The sequence below is a fragment of the Herbaspirillum sp. GCM10030257 genome (assembly GCF_042666555.1).
GTDB lineage: Bacteria > Pseudomonadota > Gammaproteobacteria > Burkholderiales > Burkholderiaceae_D > Noviherbaspirillum.
In genome coordinates this window covers 148,665-165,343 of the sequence record NZ_JBHTDH010000003.1, presented here as the reverse complement: position 1 = coordinate 165,343, position 16,679 = coordinate 148,665, and the positions used below count along the sequence as shown (strand labels likewise).

The following is a 16,679-nucleotide window of genomic DNA, read 5'->3' as shown; positions in this document are numbered from 1 at the left end:
CGCGATCCGGCTATCCGCTGGACACCAATGCGCGGTTCCGCATACAACCTGTGTTCAATTCTCAAGGAGACAAAATGGAACGTCGTTCGTTTATCAAGAAGGCTGCTGCCGGCACGGCAGTCGGTGCCGTCGCGGCACCGGCGCTTGCCCAGACGCAGCCAACCATCAACTGGCGGCTTGCATCGAGCTTTCCGAAGTCGCTCGATACTATCTATGGCGCAGCAGAAGTATTTTCCAAGCGCGTCGCTGCTCTGACAGGCGGCAAATTCAATATCCGCGTGTTCGCGGGCGGTGAGATCGTTCCGGCGCTACAGGTCATGGACGCGGTTCAGGCTGGCACCGTGGAAATGGGACACAGTGCTTCCTACTACTATTTCGGCAAGGATCCGACATTCGCCTTTGATGGCGTTGTGCCTTTCGGCCTCAACTCGCGTCAGCAGACAGCATGGTGGGACCAAGGCGGCGGCAAGGCGCTGACCCGCGAATTCTTCAAGGATTACGGCATCATCAACTTCATGGGCGGCAACACTGGCGCACAGATGGGTGGCTGGTTCCGTAAGGAAGTAAAGACCGTGCAGGACCTGAACGGCCTGAAGATGCGTATCGGCGGCTTCGCTGGACGCGTGATGCAGAATCTGGGTCTGGTGCCGCAGCAGATCGCTGGCGGCGATATCTACCCGGCACTGGAAAAGGGTACGATCGATGCGGCGGAATGGATTGGCCCGTACGACGACGAAAAGCTCGGCTTCAATAAGGTTGCCCCGTTCTACTACACACCAGGCTGGTGGGAAGCAGGCCTTCAGGTTTCCTTTTACATCGGTATCAAGGAATGGGAAAAACTGCCGAAGGAATACCAGGCCGCTGTCGAAGCCGCCTCGTATGAATCGCACGTTACCATGCAAGCCGAGTACGACGCGAGAAACCCTGCGGCGCTCGCTCGTTTGCTGAAGAATGGTGTGAAGCTGCGTCAATTCTCCAAGGAAATCATGGAAGCCTGCTACAAGGCGACCAATCAAGTCATGGAAGAGGAAGCTGCCAAGAACGCCAAGTTCAAGAAGATTTATGAGCCCTGGAAGCGATTCCGCCAGGACCAGAACCAGTGGTTCTCGGTGGCTGAAGTGCCGCTGCAAAATTTCATGATTACACGCAAGTAAGCGCCGTAAGAAGTGAAGGCGCAGTTGCATTGCGCAGTTGCAGTGATTAAGGCCCGCAGCACGAACGTGCAGCGGGCTTTTTCATTTGGTGCGCGCGATGCGCCAGCGACCATTAATAGCTAATTCCCGGACGAAATGGCATTTTTATGGCATTCTTCTGGGTTGTCGGGCAGGTGTCGAAGTGGACGCAAAACATGCCTTGCCATGCCTTGCGATCTACGGCGTCCGTCACCAGTCCGCTGGTTAGTGTCAGGTTTTGCGCAATGCCAGCAAGGCGCAAGACTCACCATGATTTGTGGCTTCATTCAACAGGAGACAAAATGGAACGTCGTTCCTTTCTAAAAAAAGCAGCGGTTGGCGCATCGATTGGTGCAGTAGCGGCTCCCGCCCTCGCACAATCCCAGCCGACCATCAACTGGCGGCTCGCTTCCAGCTTCCCTAAATCACTGGACACGCTGTTCGGTACAGCCGAAGTGTTCAGCAAGCGCGTGTCTGCGCTTACTGGCGGCAAGTTCAACATTCGCGTGTTCGCCGGTGGTGAAATTGTTCCGGCTCTCCAGGTGGTCGATGCTGTACAAAACGGTACCGTCGAAATGGGGCATACCGCGCCTTACTACTACTTCGGCAAAGACCCGACATTCGCCTTCGACTGCGCAGTCCCGTTCGGCATGAATTCCCGCCAGCAAACCGCATGGTTCGACCAGGGCGGTGGACGCGACCTGATGCGTGAGTTCTACAAGGACTACGGCATCATCAATTTCCTGGGCGGGAATACCGGTGCGCAGATGGGTGGCTGGTTCCGCAAGGAGATCAAGACACTGGACGACATCAAGGGCCTGAAGATGCGTATCAGCGCATTTGCCGGCAGGGTGATGGCGCCGCTGGGCCTTGTGCCTCAGCAGCTCGCCGGTGCGGATATTTATCCGGCGCTGGAAAAGGGTACGCTGGACGCGGTCGAATGGACCACACCCTACGACGACGAGAAGCTCGGCTTCTACAAAGTCGCTCCCTATTACTACGCACCGGGCTGGTGGGAAGCTGGCGCGCAGCTGTCTTTCTACGTCGGTATCAAGGAATGGGAAAAGCTGCCCAAGGAATACCAGATGGCGTTTGAGGCGGCTTCTTATGAAGCACACGTCACCATGCAGGCCGAGTACGACGCCAAGAACCCGGCAGCGCTTGCACGCCTGATCAAGAATGGTGCGAAGCTGCGCTTCTTCTCGAAAGCCATCATGGAAGCTTCCTATAAGGCGGCTGTCGCCACAATGGAAGAAGAAGCATCCAAGAACGCCAAGTTCAAGAAGATCTACGAGCCGTACAAGCGCTTCCAGCGTGATCAGAACCAATGGTTCTCGGTCGCTGAAGGGCCGCTGCAAAACTTTATGTCGGCACACAAGTAACTTAGATCTCATCCTGCAGTAATGTCCTGCAACGCACCGCCTTGCCGTGCGCTGCAGGACCCCGCATGAAATGCGCTGAGTACTGAGGTCGGCTTGATGAATGCTCGCCTCTGGCGGCATTGCTTGTTGCTTCGTGTAACGCCGTTACGACGTTTTCCAGATTTATCGCGCTGCTAGAGCGCTTTCACCCTGACCGGGCCAGGCGAGGCTGAGGTGATTTGGCTGCGGAACAAGGCGCGCCGACGCGACATGGCGAGCCATGGCAAGGAGGCCTCGGCGGCCCCGCGACAACGCCGTGCCGCGGGCAAAGCATCCGGCATCGTCGGTACGGTCAGGGTGAAAGCGCTCTAGCCAGTACGAATTCACTCTGAACCTTGCTTTGCAGATTTCCCTTCTGCGCTCTTGCAAGATTTTTCCACCGTCCCCGTCTCTCATGCGCAGTCGCTCCAGTCTGAATAAGATATGGGACGTTCGCTTCTTTCATGGTTCCCCAAGTCGCGCCGTCGCGCCTTCCGCAAAAACATCACCTTGACCTCGCTTTGCTCGGTCAGGATGTAAACGCTTTAGCAGCTTCCAGTAAAAAAGGCCCCGCGCGGTAATCCGGGCGGGGCCTTCAACTAAGTTAAAACTTATTTTTTCTCTTCGTCCGTCGAGAAGTTGAGCTGTGGCGCATCACTGCTTTCTTGCTGCTGCTCGTTCTCATTCGAGAAATTGAGCTGCGGTGTGCCGCTATCAGGCGATTCTTGCTGCGACGGAATGTCGATCTTCAGCTCGAGTTGCTCCTTCATGTCGGTTTTCTTTTCGATCGACACAAGCTGCGGGAAGGCAATGATCAAGGCGACCATGATCACCTGTATCAATACGAAAGGTACCGCACCCCAGTAAATGTCCGAGGTTTTAACCTCTTTCGGTGCAACCGACCGCAGATAGAACAGCGCGAAGCCAAAGGGCGGGTGCATGAAGGAAGTTTGCATGTTCACACCCAGTAGCACGCCAAACCAGATCAGGTCGATACCCAGTTTTTCGGCAACCGGTCCGACCAGCGGCACCAGGATGAAGGCCAGTTCAAAGAAGTCCAGGAAGAAGGCCAGCAAGAAAAACATGATATTGACGACGATGAGGAAGCCCAATGTGCCGCCCGGTAAGGAGGTCAGCAGATGTTCTACCCACAGGTCGCCATTGACTGCACGGAAGGTCAGGCCGAATACGCTCGAACCAATCAGAATGAAGACCACGAAGCACGACAGGCGCGTAGTGGAATCCATCGCTTGCTTCATCAGTGACCAGGACAGGCGACGATTCATCATGGCCAGTACGAGCGCACCGAATGCGCCCATGCCGCCACCTTCGGTCGGCGTAGCGATACCAACGAAGATCGTACCGAGTACCAGGAAAATCAGTGCCAACGGCGGGATCAGGACGAATACGACCTTTTCAGCCATGCGCGAAAGCAGGCCCAATTTCAGCTTGCGGTTTGCCAGCGCGAGAACGAAAGCCACTGCGATGCCGACCGCGGCCGAATAAATGCCCACTTCGTCACTGGCCGCATTGGGGTGCGAAGACCCATAATACTCGGCAAACCCAAAGGAAATACCGACTGCAGCGAGCAGCAGCACAAGCAGTGAAACAACACCGCTGCGACCATTCGGTTCGCGCAGATTGCGCGCTTCCGGTGGCAGGGCAGGAACTGCAGCCGGCTTGAAGATTGACACTGCCAACACGTAGCCGGCATACATTGCCGTCAGCATCAGACCGGGTCCGAACGCGGCCTTGTACATGTCGCCGACAGAGCGTCCCAGCTGGTCGGCCATCACGATCAGCACCAGCGAGGGCGGGATGATCTGTGCAAGCGTGCCCGAGGCGGCAATGACACCGGACGCGATACGCTTGTCATAGCCATAACGCAGCATCACAGGCAAGGAAATCAGACCCATTGAGATCACCGACGCAGCGACCACGCCGGTAGTCGCGGCCAGCAGCGCACCGACGAAAATCACCGCATAGGCAACACCGCCGCGGATCGGGCCGAACAACTGCCCAATCGTATCCAGCAGATCTTCCGCCATCCCTGAGCGCTCGAGAATGAGGCCCATGAAAGTAAAGAACGGAATCGCCAGCAGGGTGTCATTTGCCATGATGCCGAAGATACGGTTCGGCAGCGCCTGCAGGAGTTCGGGTTTGAGCAAGCCGAATTCAATGCCAAGCAAGCCGAAGAACAGACCGTTTGCGGCAAGTGAAAAGGCTACCGGGAAGCCCGATAGCAGAAAGACGACGAGGGCGCCGAACATGATCGGCGCCATGTTTGCGATCAGAAACTGCTCCATTATGTGTTCTCCGGCGATCAGTTAAGTTTATTCGCGGCTTTGATCGCCTCGATTTCTTCTTCGGGTGTGGTTGCCTGCTTTTCGAACGCACTGGCATCGAGCTCGCCGCGCAGGAAACCGATACGCTTGATCAACTCGGAAAGACCCTGCAAAGCCAGAAGCAGGAAGCCTACTGGAATCAACAACTTTGCCGGCCAGACAATGAGGCCGCCGGCGTTGCTTGATATTTCCTGGCTTTGGATGGAATCCCAGGCATAGGGAATCGCGTAGTACAGGATGATGCAGGTAATCGGCAGCAGGAAAAGCAGGAAACCAAAAACATCAATCCAGACTTGGATACGCTTGGAAAAGCGACCGGCGACGACGTCGATACGAACATGCTCGTTACGACGCAATGTGTATGCGGTAGCCAGCAAAAAGATTGCCGAGAACAGATACCACTGGATTTCAAGCCAGGCATTTGAGCTGGTGTTGAACGCATAACGTACAAGCGCGTTACCTGTACAGATAAGTACCGAGAGCAGAAGCGCCCAACTGATACCGTTTCCTATCTTTTCATTGAGCGCATCAATGAACCTCGATAGTGAAAGCAAGAAAGACATGATTTGTCTCCATCAATAAGAAATCATCGGAGCGCCCACAGAATTGTAGTTGTTGGCGGACGCAATGCCATATATAGGGTAGGTAAAACTCGGGGGAGTATATGTCATTTCAACTTGCAAACGAATGGTTCCCGAATGCATGCGCAATTCTTTTCATGTTGCGCTGCAAAAGCCCATGGTTTTTTTCATTTTCCCGGTACAAGCGCGTACGTAGAACTACGGATAACCCATTAAAACCAGGTACTTGAGAGGATTTGGATGTGACGGGAGACGAGCGGCCCGACAGAGAAATGGTGAGGTAATTCGATGCGGTGCAGCGAGTTCAAAGCATACGTGTTTTCACGATCGGCTGCCGCCACCTGTAGCAACTCAGCAACGTTTACAGAACACTCAATCTTTTCGGGTAGGTCTTGCGTGCGGAGGCAGGGCGCCGTGTCAGCACCCTGCTTCTCTGACCTTGTAAGCTAGATGACCGAAATGAGACTTTGGATCAGGCCAGCAGTTTGCGATGGTAAGCAATCGCGGCGCGCACCTGATTGGGGGCGGTACCACCGATATGATCGCGTGCAGCAACGGAGCCTTCCAGCGTCAATACTTCAAACACATCCGCTTCGATCAACTGCGAGTATGTCCGCATTTCATCCAGAGTCAGGTCGGTCAAGTCGCATCCGCGCTGTTCGCAGGTACGCACCGCATGGGCGACCGCCTCGTGTGCATCGCGGAAGGCCAGGCCTTTCTTCACCAGGTAATCGGCCAGGTCGGTGGCGGTAGCATAACCCTGCAGCGCAGCGGCACGCATCGCTTCCGGCTTGACGGTGATGCCGCGCGCCATGTCGGCAAAAATACGCAAGGTATCGACGACGGTATCCACGGTGTCGAACAGCGGTTCCTTATCTTCCTGGTTATCCTTGTTGTAAGCCAGTGGCTGGCCTTTCATCAGGGTCAGCAAGCCGATCAGGTGACCGTTGACACGTCCGGTCTTGCCGCGGGCCAGTTCGGGAACATCCGGATTTTTCTTTTGCGGCATGATCGACGAACCGGTGCAGAAGCGGTCGGCGATATCGATAAAGCCAACGCGTGGGCTCATCCAGATCACCAGTTCTTCCGACATGCGCGAGATATGCGTCATAACCAGTGCGGCAGCAGCACAAAATTCGATGGCGAAGTCGCGATCCGACACGGCATCCAGAGAGTTGCGGCAGACCTCATCGAAACCAAGGTTTTTTGCTACGCGCTCACGGTCAATCGGGAAAGTGGTTCCAGCGAGCGCTGCAGCGCCCAGGGGCAAGCGGTTGACGCGCTTGCGGCAATCTGCCATGCGTTCGGCATCACGATTGAACATTTCCACATAAGCCAGCATGTGATGACCGAAGGTGATCGGCTGCGCTACCTGCATATGGGTGAAGCCCGGCAGGATGGTGTCGGCATGCTGTTCCGCGAGATCGAGCAGCGCGAGGCGGAAGTCGCGCAGCAGTCCGCTGATGTCGTCGATTGCCGAGCGCATGTAAAGGCGGATATCGGTCGCCACCTGGTCATTGCGCGAGCGGCCGGTATGCAGACGCTTGCCGGCGTCGCCGACCAGCTCGGTCAGGCGTTTTTCGATATTCAGGTGAACGTCTTCAAGGTCGAGCAGCCACTCAAACTTGCCCGAAGCGATTTCTGCCTGGATTTGCGCCATGCCGCGCTGGATGTCGGCATAATCCTGTGCACTGATGATGCCTTGATGCGACAGCATTTCGGCATGGGCGAGCGAACCTTGTATGTCGGCGTCCGCCATGCGCTTGTCGAAGAACACGGAAGCGGTGTAACGTTTGACCAGGTCGGAGACCGGTTCGGAAAAGCGGGCCGACCAGGCTTCGCCTTTTTTGGAAAGTTGTGCTGTCATAATGGAATTCCGGTGAATCCGTGATTATAAAACAAGCGCTGGAACGTATGCCGTTATCTCAAGCATCTCAAGCCCATGCATCCCAAACCCACGCGGCCCCGAGGCCGACCGACATTGTCATTCCTGATTGCTGCAACCTTGGCGTGGTGTTTCGTACACTACTGGGAGTCAATGCCGCTGCGTTTGGCTGGGTGATGTTGCAAGCAGTCAGCTGGCGGGTGGGGCTATTCGAGTTCGTGGAAGCCTCCATTGTGCTGGAGTTATCCTGCCTGTGGTCCCTGTTCTTCATGTGCCTGATGCGCCGGGCGGTGCCGAGACTAGGCCCGCATGGACATCACTTGCTCTGGGCACAGCGGCTTGCCTGCGCCGTCGTTCCTGCCGTCGTCACCGGGATCATTGTCTATCTGTTCACGACAGTCGATTGGCTGATCAGCAATTTTGTGCGCATGACGCTGATTAAGAGCATTGTGCTTGCCGCCTTATTTGGCGCGATATTCCAGCATTACTTTGAATTGCGGACGCGAGCGTTTTCGCCGGCGCTGGTCGAGGCACGACTGCAGGCGTTGCAGGCACGTATCCGTCCGCATTTCCTTTTCAACAGTCTGAACGCCGTACTTTCGCTGATCCGGACCGAACCGCGACGCGCGGAAACCACGCTGGAGGACCTTGCCGATCTGTTCCGGGTGCTGATGACCGATCCTCGCAACATGACAACGCTGGATGACGAGATTCGCCTCTGCAAACAATATCTGTCCATCGAACAGATCCGTCTTGGTGACCGGCTGCAGGTGTCGTGGCAAATGGACAATATTGATGAGCAGGTGATGCGCAAGGCGCAGATTCCCGTTCTTCTGCTACAGCCGCTGCTGGAGAATGCCGTTCACTACGGTGTCGAACCCGCAGCTGGTCCTACCCAGGTGCAGATTCGCCTGAGCCGCATGCTGGACCGCATCGAAATCCAGATACTTAATCCCTATCATGCGCAAGTCAGCGGGGCAGGCAACCATATGGCGCTGGACAATATCCGCGAGCGCCTGGCGCTGCTTTACGACGTCGAGGGACAGATCACAACGACGGTTGTCGACGGTTTCTTCGACGTGAGATTGCAGTTTCCGTATTTAAGGGGATAGGGCATGAAACCACGCTTGTTTATTGTGGATGACGAAGCGCCGGCACGGTCACGCCTGAAGACGCTGCTGTCGGATATCCTGGAAGAGTGCCCGCATGAGCTTGTTGGTGAAGCTGCGGACCCGCAGGCTGCGCTTGACGGAATCAGTGACGTGGCACCGGACATTGTGCTGCTCGATGTGCAGATGCCGGGCATGACGGGACTGGAATTGGCTGCGCACCTGACCAAGCTGCCGGTTCGGCCTGCAGTGGTGTTCGTTACCGCCTATGACGAATATGCACTGAAAGCTTTCGAAGTGCATGCACTGGATTACTTGCTCAAGCCGGTGCGTGCGACACGTCTTGCCGAAGCGCTGCGCAGGGTGACTGAGCTGCGGGGGCAGTCGGCACCAGCCACGTCGTTCCCGCAGACGGTGCGTCGCCATTTTTCCGTACAGGAGCGCGGGAGATTGCTGCTGGTGCCGGTGGCGGATGTGCTGTACCTGAAAGCGGAATTGAAGTACGTGACCTTGCGCACACGGCAGCAGGACTACCTGATCGAAGAGTCGCTGACTTCAATTGAAGATGAGCTTGGCGCGAGCTTTGTACGGGTACATCGGAATGCACTAGTGGCGCGAGCTGCGATCATCGGAGTGGAACGGGCAACGGTGTCAGTCGATGGGGAAGGGGAGCACGACAAGGCGCAGGAAGCGTGGCAGGTGATCCTGAGGGATGTCGAGGAGCGATTGCCGATTTCACGACGACAGTGGCCGGTGGTGAAGGCGTTGGTGAAGTGAGGGAGCAGGGATTTTTTCGTGAGATAGCGAGCAGGTGAAGGCGGTCGGATCAGACCGGTTGTTACTCGACCTGCTCACCCCATCCTAACCTTCCCCCTACGAGGGGGAAGGGACGGGTAGTCTGGTCGCGGCCCGTCAGGGTTGGTGCGGGCATGGGTTGATACCGGGCGCCATGCTGAGTGATGCCATCCGGCAGGTCGAGATAAAAAATTTAACCCGTATTTCGCAGGCCTGCTGCAATACCGTTGATCGACAAATGAATCCCGCGACGCACACGCTCATCAAGTTTTCGACCATCCGCCGTCGCAGCACGGTGACGCTTGATCAGTTCAACCTGCAAGTGATTGAGCGGATCAAGATAGGCGAAGCGATTCTTGATCGACCGGGCCAGCAAGGGGTTGCCTGCCAGTCGCTCCTTCGCGCCGGTGATTGTCGTCAGGCAGGCCGTGGTGCGCTCGTGCTCGTCGACGATACGCTTGAAGATACTGTTGCGCAGCTTGCGGTCCACTACCAGGTCTGCATAGCGCGACGCCACGGCGAGATCGGTCTTCGATAACACCATGTCCATATTCGACAGCAGTGTGGCGAAGAATGGCCACTCCTTGAACATGGCGCGCAGCTGCGCTACCCGGCGCTTCTGCTCCTTGCTGTCGTCATCTTCCGCCAGCCAGGATGCCACGGCGCTGCCGAAGCCATACCAGCCCGGCAGCAGGAGTCGGCACTGTCCCCAGGAAAAACCCCATGGAATGGCGCGCAGGTCTTCAATGCGACGCGACGACTTGCGTGATGCCGGGCGGGAGCCGATATTGAGCTCGGCAATTTCGGCAATCGGCGTGGCCGAGAAGAAGTAATCGGTAAAACCGGGCGTCTCGTACACCAGGTTACGGTAAGCGTGGTAAGCACGTTCCGACAATTCTTCCATCACCTGTTCAAAGCCGGCCAGCTTGCGCGCTTCCTTGCCTTGTGTGCCATTCGGCATCAGGCTGGCTTCCAGCGTGGCTGCGACCAATAGCTCCAGGTTGCGGCGGCCGATTTCGGGATTGGAAAATTTGGACGCGATGATTTCGCCTTGTTCTGTCAGGCGAATCTGGCCGTTTACCGTGCCTGCCGGCTGGGCAATGATTGCTTCGTAGCTTGGTCCGCCGCCGCGCCCGACAGTGCCGCCACGACCGTGGAAAAGGCGTAGCTTGACGCCGGCGTTATTGAACAGCTCGATGAGGCGCGTTTCCGCTTTGTACAGCTCCCAGTTGGACGTCAGGAAGCCGCCATCCTTGTTTGAATCCGAATAACCGAGCATTACTTCCTGCAGCTCACCCTGTTTGGCGATCAGGTGACGTACCTGCGGCAGCGCCATGAAGCGCTGCATGATGTCGGCGGCGCACCGCAAGTCCGGAATGGTTTCGAACAGCGGGATCACCATCAATTCCATCTGCGCCTGCAGACCCCGTTGATCATGTGCACCCTGTGCCGACGTGCTGTCCCATTCAATGTGCAGTAGACCGGTTTCCTTTTGCAGCAGCAAAACTTCCAGCAGATCCGATACAGTCTCGGTATGCGAAATGATGTAGTTGCGAATCGCCCGGTCACCATAGCGCTGCCGCACTTCTCGCGCCGTACGCAGAATGGTGAGTTCGGAATCGGTTTCGTCGGAATAGGCGAGGTAAGGCGAATACAGGAGACGCGGCTTGCCGAGTTCATCGAGCAGCAGTGCGATCTTGTCTTCTTCGCCCAGAGCGGCGTAGTCGTCAGCGACCCGTGCACGCGCAAACAATTCAGCAAGCACGCGCTCATGCACATCCGAACTTTGGCGCATATCGAGCGTGGCGAGATGGAAGCCGAAAATCTCGGAGGCGCGTTTCAGTGTAGCGAGACGCGGCTTGATCAATGCGTTGCCGTGATGGGACTTGAGCGAATCGGCAAGAATCTGCAAGTCTCGAGTGAATTCCGCAGTGGTCGCGTAGGGTGCCGCCGTGCCAACTTCCTGGCGCAGGACATGGGCCGCGCCTAGATTGCGCGCGGTCGCCGCGAGACGTGCATATAGTCCGATCAGGGCGCGCCGATAGGGCTCGTCCATCCGATGATCGGACTGATCCGGTGAAGTCTTCGCAAGCGCCTCGAGTTCGGGGCTGACACCGACGAGCAAGGTCGAGATCGACAGTTCGGCGCCGAGTGCATGTACCTCGTCGAGATAGAAATCGAAGATCGCCGTGGACTGGCGCACCAGCGCGTGCTTCATTGTGCCGGCATTGACGTTCGGGTTGCCGTCGCGGTCGCCTCCGATCCAGCTTCCCATTTGCACAAAGGGCGGCAATTCCTTTTCGGCGGCCTGACGCTGCGGGAACTGTGCCGCGAGCTCGGACTGGATGTCTTCATACAGTCCAGGCAGTTCACGCAGGAAGGTAATCCGGTAGTACGACAAGGCATTGTCGATCTCGTCGGCCACTGTCAGCTTGGAGTAACGCAGCATGCGTGTCTGCCAGAGTGTCGCCACACGTGCATGTAATAGCTGGGTGTTGTGCGCCAGTTCCTTTGGTGTCAGCGGATGATCGCGCTCGGCCAGCAGGCGGGCGATTTCGCGTTCGGCATCAAGGATACTTTTGCGCTGTACCTCGGTGGGGTGAGCCGTCAGCACCGGCGACACCAGCGCATCCTTGAAGAAGTTGCGCACGGTTGCGCCGGATACGCCCGCATCATCGAGGCGGGACAGTGCCCAGGCAATACTGCCGCGTTGGGGCGCCGAACCCGCCAGCAGGTGGGCGCGCCTACGACGGTTGTGATGCTGGTCTTCGGCAATATTGGCAAGGTGTGAAAAATACGAAAAAGCCCGCACCACCGATACTGTCTGGTCGCGTGTCAGTTTCTTCAACATACGGTTGAGTTCGGCCCCGGACTGGGCGTCGGATTCACGACGAAAGCGTACCGCCGTCTGGCGAACAGTCTCGACCACCTGGAACACGGCATCGCCTTCCTGCTCACGGAGCACATTGCCGAGCAGCCGTCCAAGAAGACGAATATCTTCTTTCAACGGGGCGTCTTTATCGACTGCCGGCTTTTTAGGGACGGACGGGGTATTCGCTTGTTTTGCCATGGTGAATGCTTATCAGAAGGAATGAAAGCGGCTTTTGACCGGGGATTGCTGACGCACGCATGATAAAATCTGCGCGCTGGTGCGACCAGCACACCTATGAATTTGAAAGAGCCGTCGTGAAAGTTTCTCCTCCGTCCAAGTTAGTGATCGCCTCGCGCGAGAGCCGCCTCGCCATGTGGCAGGCAGAGCATGTCCGTGCAAAACTTTCGGCATTATATCCGCAGTGCAGTATTGAAATTCTCGGTATGACTACCAAAGGCGACCAGATCCTTGACCGCACCCTGTCCAAGGTGGGCGGCAAGGGGCTGTTCGTCAAGGAGCTGGAAGTGGCAATGGAGGAGCGCCGCGCCGATCTGGCCGTTCACTCTCTGAAGGATGTGCCGATGGAATTGCCGGAAGGATTTGTTCTGGCGGCCGTGATGGAACGAGAAGATCCCCGGGATGCCTTCGTGTCCAATGATTACGCCTCGCTGGATGAACTGCCCGACGGCGCCATCGTTGGTACCAGCAGCCTGCGACGCCAGGCGCTGATCGCTGGACGGTATCCGAATCTGGTGATCCGTCCGTTGCGCGGCAATCTCGATACCCGGCTCGGTAAGCTCGATCGTGGCGAATACGCCGCGATCATCCTTGCTGCGGCCGGTCTCAAGCGACTGGGACTGCCGCATCGCATCCGTGCCTTGATCGAACCCGAGCAAAGCCTGCCGGCCCCCGGGCAAGGAGCCATGGCGATCGAGATTCTCAATGGTCGGGACGACCTGCTGGAATTACTGGCTCCGCTGAATCATGAGGCCACCGCACAAGCGGTCAGTGCCGAGCGCACCGTGTCGCGGGTGTTCGGCGGAAGCTGCCAGATACCGCTGGCGGCATTTGCCACAGTGAACAATGGCAGCATACATTTGCGGGCGATGGTCGGGACGCCGGATGGAAAACGTATTGCGTACGCCGAAGTGGACGGCGCTGCAGGTCTTCCGGAATCCGTGGGCCGGCAAGTCGCCGCGTCACTAGAAACCAAAGGCGCGTCGGATATTCTCGCTGCATGCAGGGCAATGGATGCGGGTTGAATACCCTTATCCGGTAACACGAGCCCCCGATAGCCGCTAAGCTGCCTGACCACATGCGCATAGCCGCCACATTTTTCTGATTGTTTTCAATACCCATGACTGACGCCTTCCTTCCACCGGTTGTGATCACGCGCCCGCTGACGCAAGCGCAGCCGCTTGCGGAGCGGTTGCGTGCGGCTGGCCGGGATACCCTGGTTTTTCCTTTGCTGGAGATTCTCCCGCTGGAAGATGAAAGTAAGCTGAAGTCCAGTCTGACCACGCTCGATACCTTCACTCTGGTGGCGTTTGTCAGCCCCAATGCGATTGATATGACTTTCCGGCACCTGACAGCCTGGCCAGAAGGCGTCAGTATTGCCGTGATGGGGGAGGGCAGTCGGGTAGCGCTTGAGGCGCACGGCATCACATCGGCAACCACTCGGGTCATTAGCCCGGCCAATCGGCTTCGTACCGACTCCCAGACACTGCTGGAAACGCTGGATATCGATGCTTTACGTGGAAAGCGCGTGCTGATCATTCGTGGCGAAACCGGCCGCGAATTGCTAGCCGATGCCTTACGCGCCAAAGGCGTGCAGGTTGAACAGCTCGCAGCATATCGCCGGGTTGCGCCAGCGCTGGACCATGCACGCCGCCGGCAGTTGTCGGAGCTTGTCCATGGCGATGCCGAGTGGATTATTACCAGTTCAGAAGCGCTGCGTATCCTGCTGGACCTGGTCAGAGACCTTGAAGGCGCGCGTGGCGTAGCGAAAATGCAACAGCATCGACTCGTTGTGCCGCATGTCCGCATCGCGGAAACCGCACGCTCGCTGGGATTTCATCGTATCGCCGAGACCGGTTCTGGCGACGATCAACTCATTGCCGCGTTACAATTTCGAGCATGAACGAATTACCTTCCTCTTCCGATGGCGGCCAGTCCGCAACCGCAACTCCGCATACAGCATCTCCTGGACCGGACGTTGTCTTGCCGCCCACGCCTTTGCAAAATGATCATGCCGCCATGAACCAGCGCAAACTGATTTATGGGGGCCTGGGAGCCTTGGCTGTGCTGTTGCTGGCACAGTGGTGGGCAACGCAGAAAGAACTAGGTAACCTGCGGGAAGACATTGCGCAACGCCTGAAGACCGGCGAATCCATCAGCGCCGAGACGCGGGTCGTTGCCAAATCCTTGCAGGACGCCACCAAGGAGCTGCAGGCCAAGGTGAATGTCCTTGAAAGTAAGCAAACCGAAGCGCAAAGCCAGCAACTGGCACTTGAACAACTTTACCAGGAGCTCAATCGCAATCGCGACGACTGGGCGCTGGCGGAGATCGAGCAGGTCCTTTCGACCGCCAGCCAGCAGCTGCAACTCGCCGGTAATCTCCAGGGTGCCATCATTGCCCTGCAAAATGCCGATAACCGACTGTCCCGTTCGGACAAGCCGCAATTCATCATCATCCGTCGCGCCATCGCCAAAGATCTGGAACGCTTGAAAGCCGTGCCCGCAGTTGACCTGACCGGCATTGCGCTACGCCTTGACAGCGTCATTGGCCAGATTGACAGCATGCCTTTGCTGTCGGATGAAAAGCCGGTGCTGCCGGCGAGCCAGCCAAAGACTTCACGCCGCGCGGAAAAGGCGGCCGAGGCGCGGACGTCGACCGGCAAGGGAAGTGACAATTCCGACTGGATCGCCGATCTCGAAAACAAGTGGTATAGCTGGACCAACGAAATGTGGACGGAAATCCGGCAGTTGATCCGGGTGCGCGAAGTCGAATCACCTGATGTCCTGTTGCTGTCGCCGACGCAGGCCTACTATGCCCGTGAAAACCTGAAGCTGCGATTGCTCAATGCACGTCTTGCGCTTTTAACACGTAATGAATCGGCATTTCGCAGCGATCTGATCGCGGCACAGGATGCTATCGCACGGTATTTCGATACGCGCGCGAGGCAGACGCAGACCACGCAAGCACTGTTGCGACAGGTGCAGGCAAGTAATCTTTCCATCGAAATGCCCACGCTCAATGAAAGTCTGAGCGCCGTGCGCAATTACAAGGCGAAGCCATAACGATGCGCTTGCTCATTTCGCTCGTCATCCTGCTGGCCACGGCGATCGGCCTCGCCGTCGGCGCCCGTTTCAACCCTGGCAATGTGGTGTTCTTTTATCCGCCGTATCGTATTGACCTGTCGCTGAACCTGTTCATCGTCCTGGTCGTGCTGCTGTTTGTGCTGGTCTACGCCATCATGAACGCCATCCGAAGCACGCAACAGATGCCGCAACGGGTCGCGGCATATCGCCGCGAAAAGCGTGAACGCGAAGGCAACCGTGCGTTGCGCGATGCGCTCAAAGCGCTGTTCGAGGGGCGTTTCGGCCATGCGGAAAAGGCGGCCGCCCGTGCAGGCGAATCTCCGGAGAATGCCGGCCTGTCCGCTCTGATCGGGGCAAGAGCGGCACATCGCATGAGCCAGTCCGCCCGCCGCGACTTCTGGCTTTCAAAAGTACAGGAGCCCAGCCTCAAGACAGCACGACTGATGACCACCATCGAGCTGTCGACCGATGGGCATGAACCGGAGAGTGCGCTTGAAGCGGTGAGAGAGCTCAACTCCAGCGGTACCCGGCATATCCATGCCCTGCGACTCGCACTGAAGGCAAACCAGCGCGGCAAGAACTGGCCGGAAGTGCTTCGCCTGGTGCGCCTGCTGGACAAGCGTAATGCATTGCATCCTGCCTTGTCCCGGCGCTTGCGCGAACTCGCCTATGAAGACCTGTTGACGACGCAGGCGCATGATGCCGAATCAATTCGTCGTGTATGGGCCGCCATTCCGACGGAAGACCGGGTTCAGCCTTATGTCGCGGTGCGCGCCGCCATGGCATTTAATGCCAGAGGATTGCATGACGATGCCAGAATGGTCGTCGAGAAAGCCTTGAGCGTGGAGTGGGACGACCGGCTTGTACGAGCCTACGGCGAATCTGCGGCAGCCGAAGGTTCGCCGGCATTGCTGTCGCAAATCGAGCGTTGCGAGGAATGGGCTCAGAAACACCCGACGGACCCCGAACTCGCGCTCACACTCGGTACGCTTTGCCTGCGCCAGAAGCTGTGGGGCAAGGCACAACGTCACCTTGAACAAGCGCTTTATGAAGCCGCGGATTCGGGCATTGTGCGTCAAGCACATCTTAAGCTCGCGCAGTTGCATGAGGCATTGAACCAGCCCGAGCAGGCGGCATCACATTATCGACAGTGCGCACTGGCGACAATGCTGTGATTTATATCTTGTGCAACGTGTTGC

13 protein-coding genes are annotated in these 16,679 nt (G+C 57.3%); 9 read left to right on the top strand and 4 right to left on the bottom strand.

What is annotated here, in order from left to right; genetic code table 11:
• Positions 1-74 precede the first annotated feature (74 nt).
• The 3 genes from ACFQUU_RS05440 (at position 75) to ACFQUU_RS05430 (ending at position 2,905) form a co-directional block, all read left to right on the top strand.
• On the top strand, positions 75-1,154 hold the full coding sequence (locus ACFQUU_RS05440; RefSeq protein WP_382243794.1) for a TRAP transporter substrate-binding protein: 1,080 nt from the start codon (positions 75-77) through the stop codon (positions 1,152-1,154).
• A gap of 320 nt (positions 1,155-1,474) precedes the next feature.
• Positions 1,475-2,554, top strand: coding sequence for a TRAP transporter substrate-binding protein (locus ACFQUU_RS05435; protein ID WP_382243791.1), 1,080 nt, complete (start codon positions 1,475-1,477; stop codon positions 2,552-2,554).
• Positions 2,555-2,767: 213 nt separating this feature from the next.
• Positions 2,768-2,905 (top strand): hypothetical protein, encoded by a 138-nt coding sequence (locus ACFQUU_RS05430; RefSeq protein WP_382243788.1) that lies wholly within the window; start codon positions 2,768-2,770, stop codon positions 2,903-2,905.
• A 278-nt stretch (positions 2,906-3,183) separates the two neighbouring features.
• Here the strand turns inward: ACFQUU_RS05430 and ACFQUU_RS05425 are convergent, their stop codons facing one another.
• From ACFQUU_RS05425 to argH, 3 genes are all read right to left on the bottom strand, one after another.
• Positions 3,184-4,878 (bottom strand): TRAP transporter large permease subunit, encoded by a 1,695-nt coding sequence (locus ACFQUU_RS05425; protein WP_382243785.1) that lies wholly within the window; start codon positions 4,876-4,878, stop codon positions 3,184-3,186.
• Positions 4,879-4,895: 17 nt separating this feature from the next.
• The gene (locus tag ACFQUU_RS05420; protein WP_382243782.1) at positions 4,896-5,480 is read right to left on the bottom strand and encodes a TRAP transporter small permease subunit; all 585 of its coding nucleotides are present in this window, start codon (positions 5,478-5,480) and stop codon (positions 4,896-4,898) included.
• A gap of 490 nt (positions 5,481-5,970) precedes the next feature.
• Entirely contained in the window at positions 5,971-7,365 is a 1,395-nt protein-coding gene (gene argH / locus ACFQUU_RS05415) for an argininosuccinate lyase (protein ID WP_382243779.1), read from the bottom strand.
• A 20-nt stretch (positions 7,366-7,385) separates the two neighbouring features.
• On the opposite strand from argH, the gene ACFQUU_RS05410 reads away from it, so the two are divergent.
• Positions 7,386-8,495 (top strand): histidine kinase, encoded by a 1,110-nt coding sequence (locus tag ACFQUU_RS05410; protein WP_382243776.1) that lies wholly within the window; start codon positions 7,386-7,388, stop codon positions 8,493-8,495.
• Positions 8,496-8,498: 3 nt separating this feature from the next.
• Positions 8,499-9,269: a LytR/AlgR family response regulator transcription factor gene (locus ACFQUU_RS05405; RefSeq protein WP_382243773.1), complete on the top strand. Its 771-nt coding sequence runs from the start codon at positions 8,499-8,501 to the stop codon at positions 9,267-9,269.
• Positions 9,270-9,480: 211 nt separating this feature from the next.
• Here the strand turns inward: ACFQUU_RS05405 and ppc are convergent, their stop codons facing one another.
• Entirely contained in the window at positions 9,481-12,357 is a 2,877-nt protein-coding gene (ppc, locus tag ACFQUU_RS05400; protein ID WP_382243770.1) for a phosphoenolpyruvate carboxylase, read from the bottom strand.
• A gap of 116 nt (positions 12,358-12,473) precedes the next feature.
• Between ppc and hemC the strand changes: the two genes are divergently transcribed.
• The 4 genes from hemC (at position 12,474) to ACFQUU_RS05380 (ending at position 16,655) form a co-directional block, all read left to right on the top strand.
• Complete coding sequence (gene hemC / locus ACFQUU_RS05395) at positions 12,474-13,421, top strand: hydroxymethylbilane synthase (protein ID WP_382243767.1); 948 nt, start codon at positions 12,474-12,476, stop codon at positions 13,419-13,421.
• A 95-nt stretch (positions 13,422-13,516) separates the two neighbouring features.
• Positions 13,517-14,299: a uroporphyrinogen-III synthase gene (locus ACFQUU_RS05390; protein WP_382243764.1), complete on the top strand. Its 783-nt coding sequence runs from the start codon at positions 13,517-13,519 to the stop codon at positions 14,297-14,299.
• Positions 14,296-15,459 (top strand): uroporphyrinogen-III C-methyltransferase, encoded by a 1,164-nt coding sequence (locus ACFQUU_RS05385; RefSeq protein WP_382243761.1) that lies wholly within the window; start codon positions 14,296-14,298, stop codon positions 15,457-15,459. The genes ACFQUU_RS05390 and ACFQUU_RS05385 overlap by 4 nt, the downstream gene beginning before the upstream one ends.
• Positions 15,460-15,461: 2 nt before the next feature.
• Positions 15,462-16,655, top strand: coding sequence for a heme biosynthesis protein HemY (locus ACFQUU_RS05380; protein WP_382243758.1), 1,194 nt, complete (start codon positions 15,462-15,464; stop codon positions 16,653-16,655).
• Positions 16,656-16,679 lie beyond the last annotated feature (24 nt).

Excerpts from the sequence above, each read along its gene's own strand:
- ACFQUU_RS05440 (WP_382243794.1), top strand. The coding sequence starts at position 75 with ATGGAACGTCGTTCGTTTATCAAGAAGGCTGCTGCCGGCACGGCAGTC.
- ACFQUU_RS05435 (WP_382243791.1), top strand. The coding sequence starts at position 1,475 with ATGGAACGTCGTTCCTTTCTAAAAAAAGCAGCGGTTGGCGCATCGATT.
- ACFQUU_RS05425 (WP_382243785.1), bottom strand. The coding sequence starts at position 4,878 with ATGGAGCAGTTTCTGATCGCAAACATGGCGCCGATCATGTTCGGCGCC.
- ACFQUU_RS05420 (WP_382243782.1), bottom strand. The coding sequence starts at position 5,480 with ATGTCTTTCTTGCTTTCACTATCGAGGTTCATTGATGCGCTCAATGAA.
- argH (WP_382243779.1), bottom strand. The coding sequence starts at position 7,365 with ATGACAGCACAACTTTCCAAAAAAGGCGAAGCCTGGTCGGCCCGCTTT.
- ACFQUU_RS05405 (WP_382243773.1), top strand. The coding sequence starts at position 8,499 with ATGAAACCACGCTTGTTTATTGTGGATGACGAAGCGCCGGCACGGTCA.
- ppc (WP_382243770.1), bottom strand. The coding sequence starts at position 12,357 with ATGGCAAAACAAGCGAATACCCCGTCCGTCCCTAAAAAGCCGGCAGTC.
- ACFQUU_RS05390 (WP_382243764.1), top strand. The coding sequence starts at position 13,517 with ATGACTGACGCCTTCCTTCCACCGGTTGTGATCACGCGCCCGCTGACG.
- ACFQUU_RS05385 (WP_382243761.1), top strand. The coding sequence starts at position 14,296 with ATGAACGAATTACCTTCCTCTTCCGATGGCGGCCAGTCCGCAACCGCA.
- ACFQUU_RS05380 (WP_382243758.1), top strand. The coding sequence starts at position 15,462 with ATGCGCTTGCTCATTTCGCTCGTCATCCTGCTGGCCACGGCGATCGGC.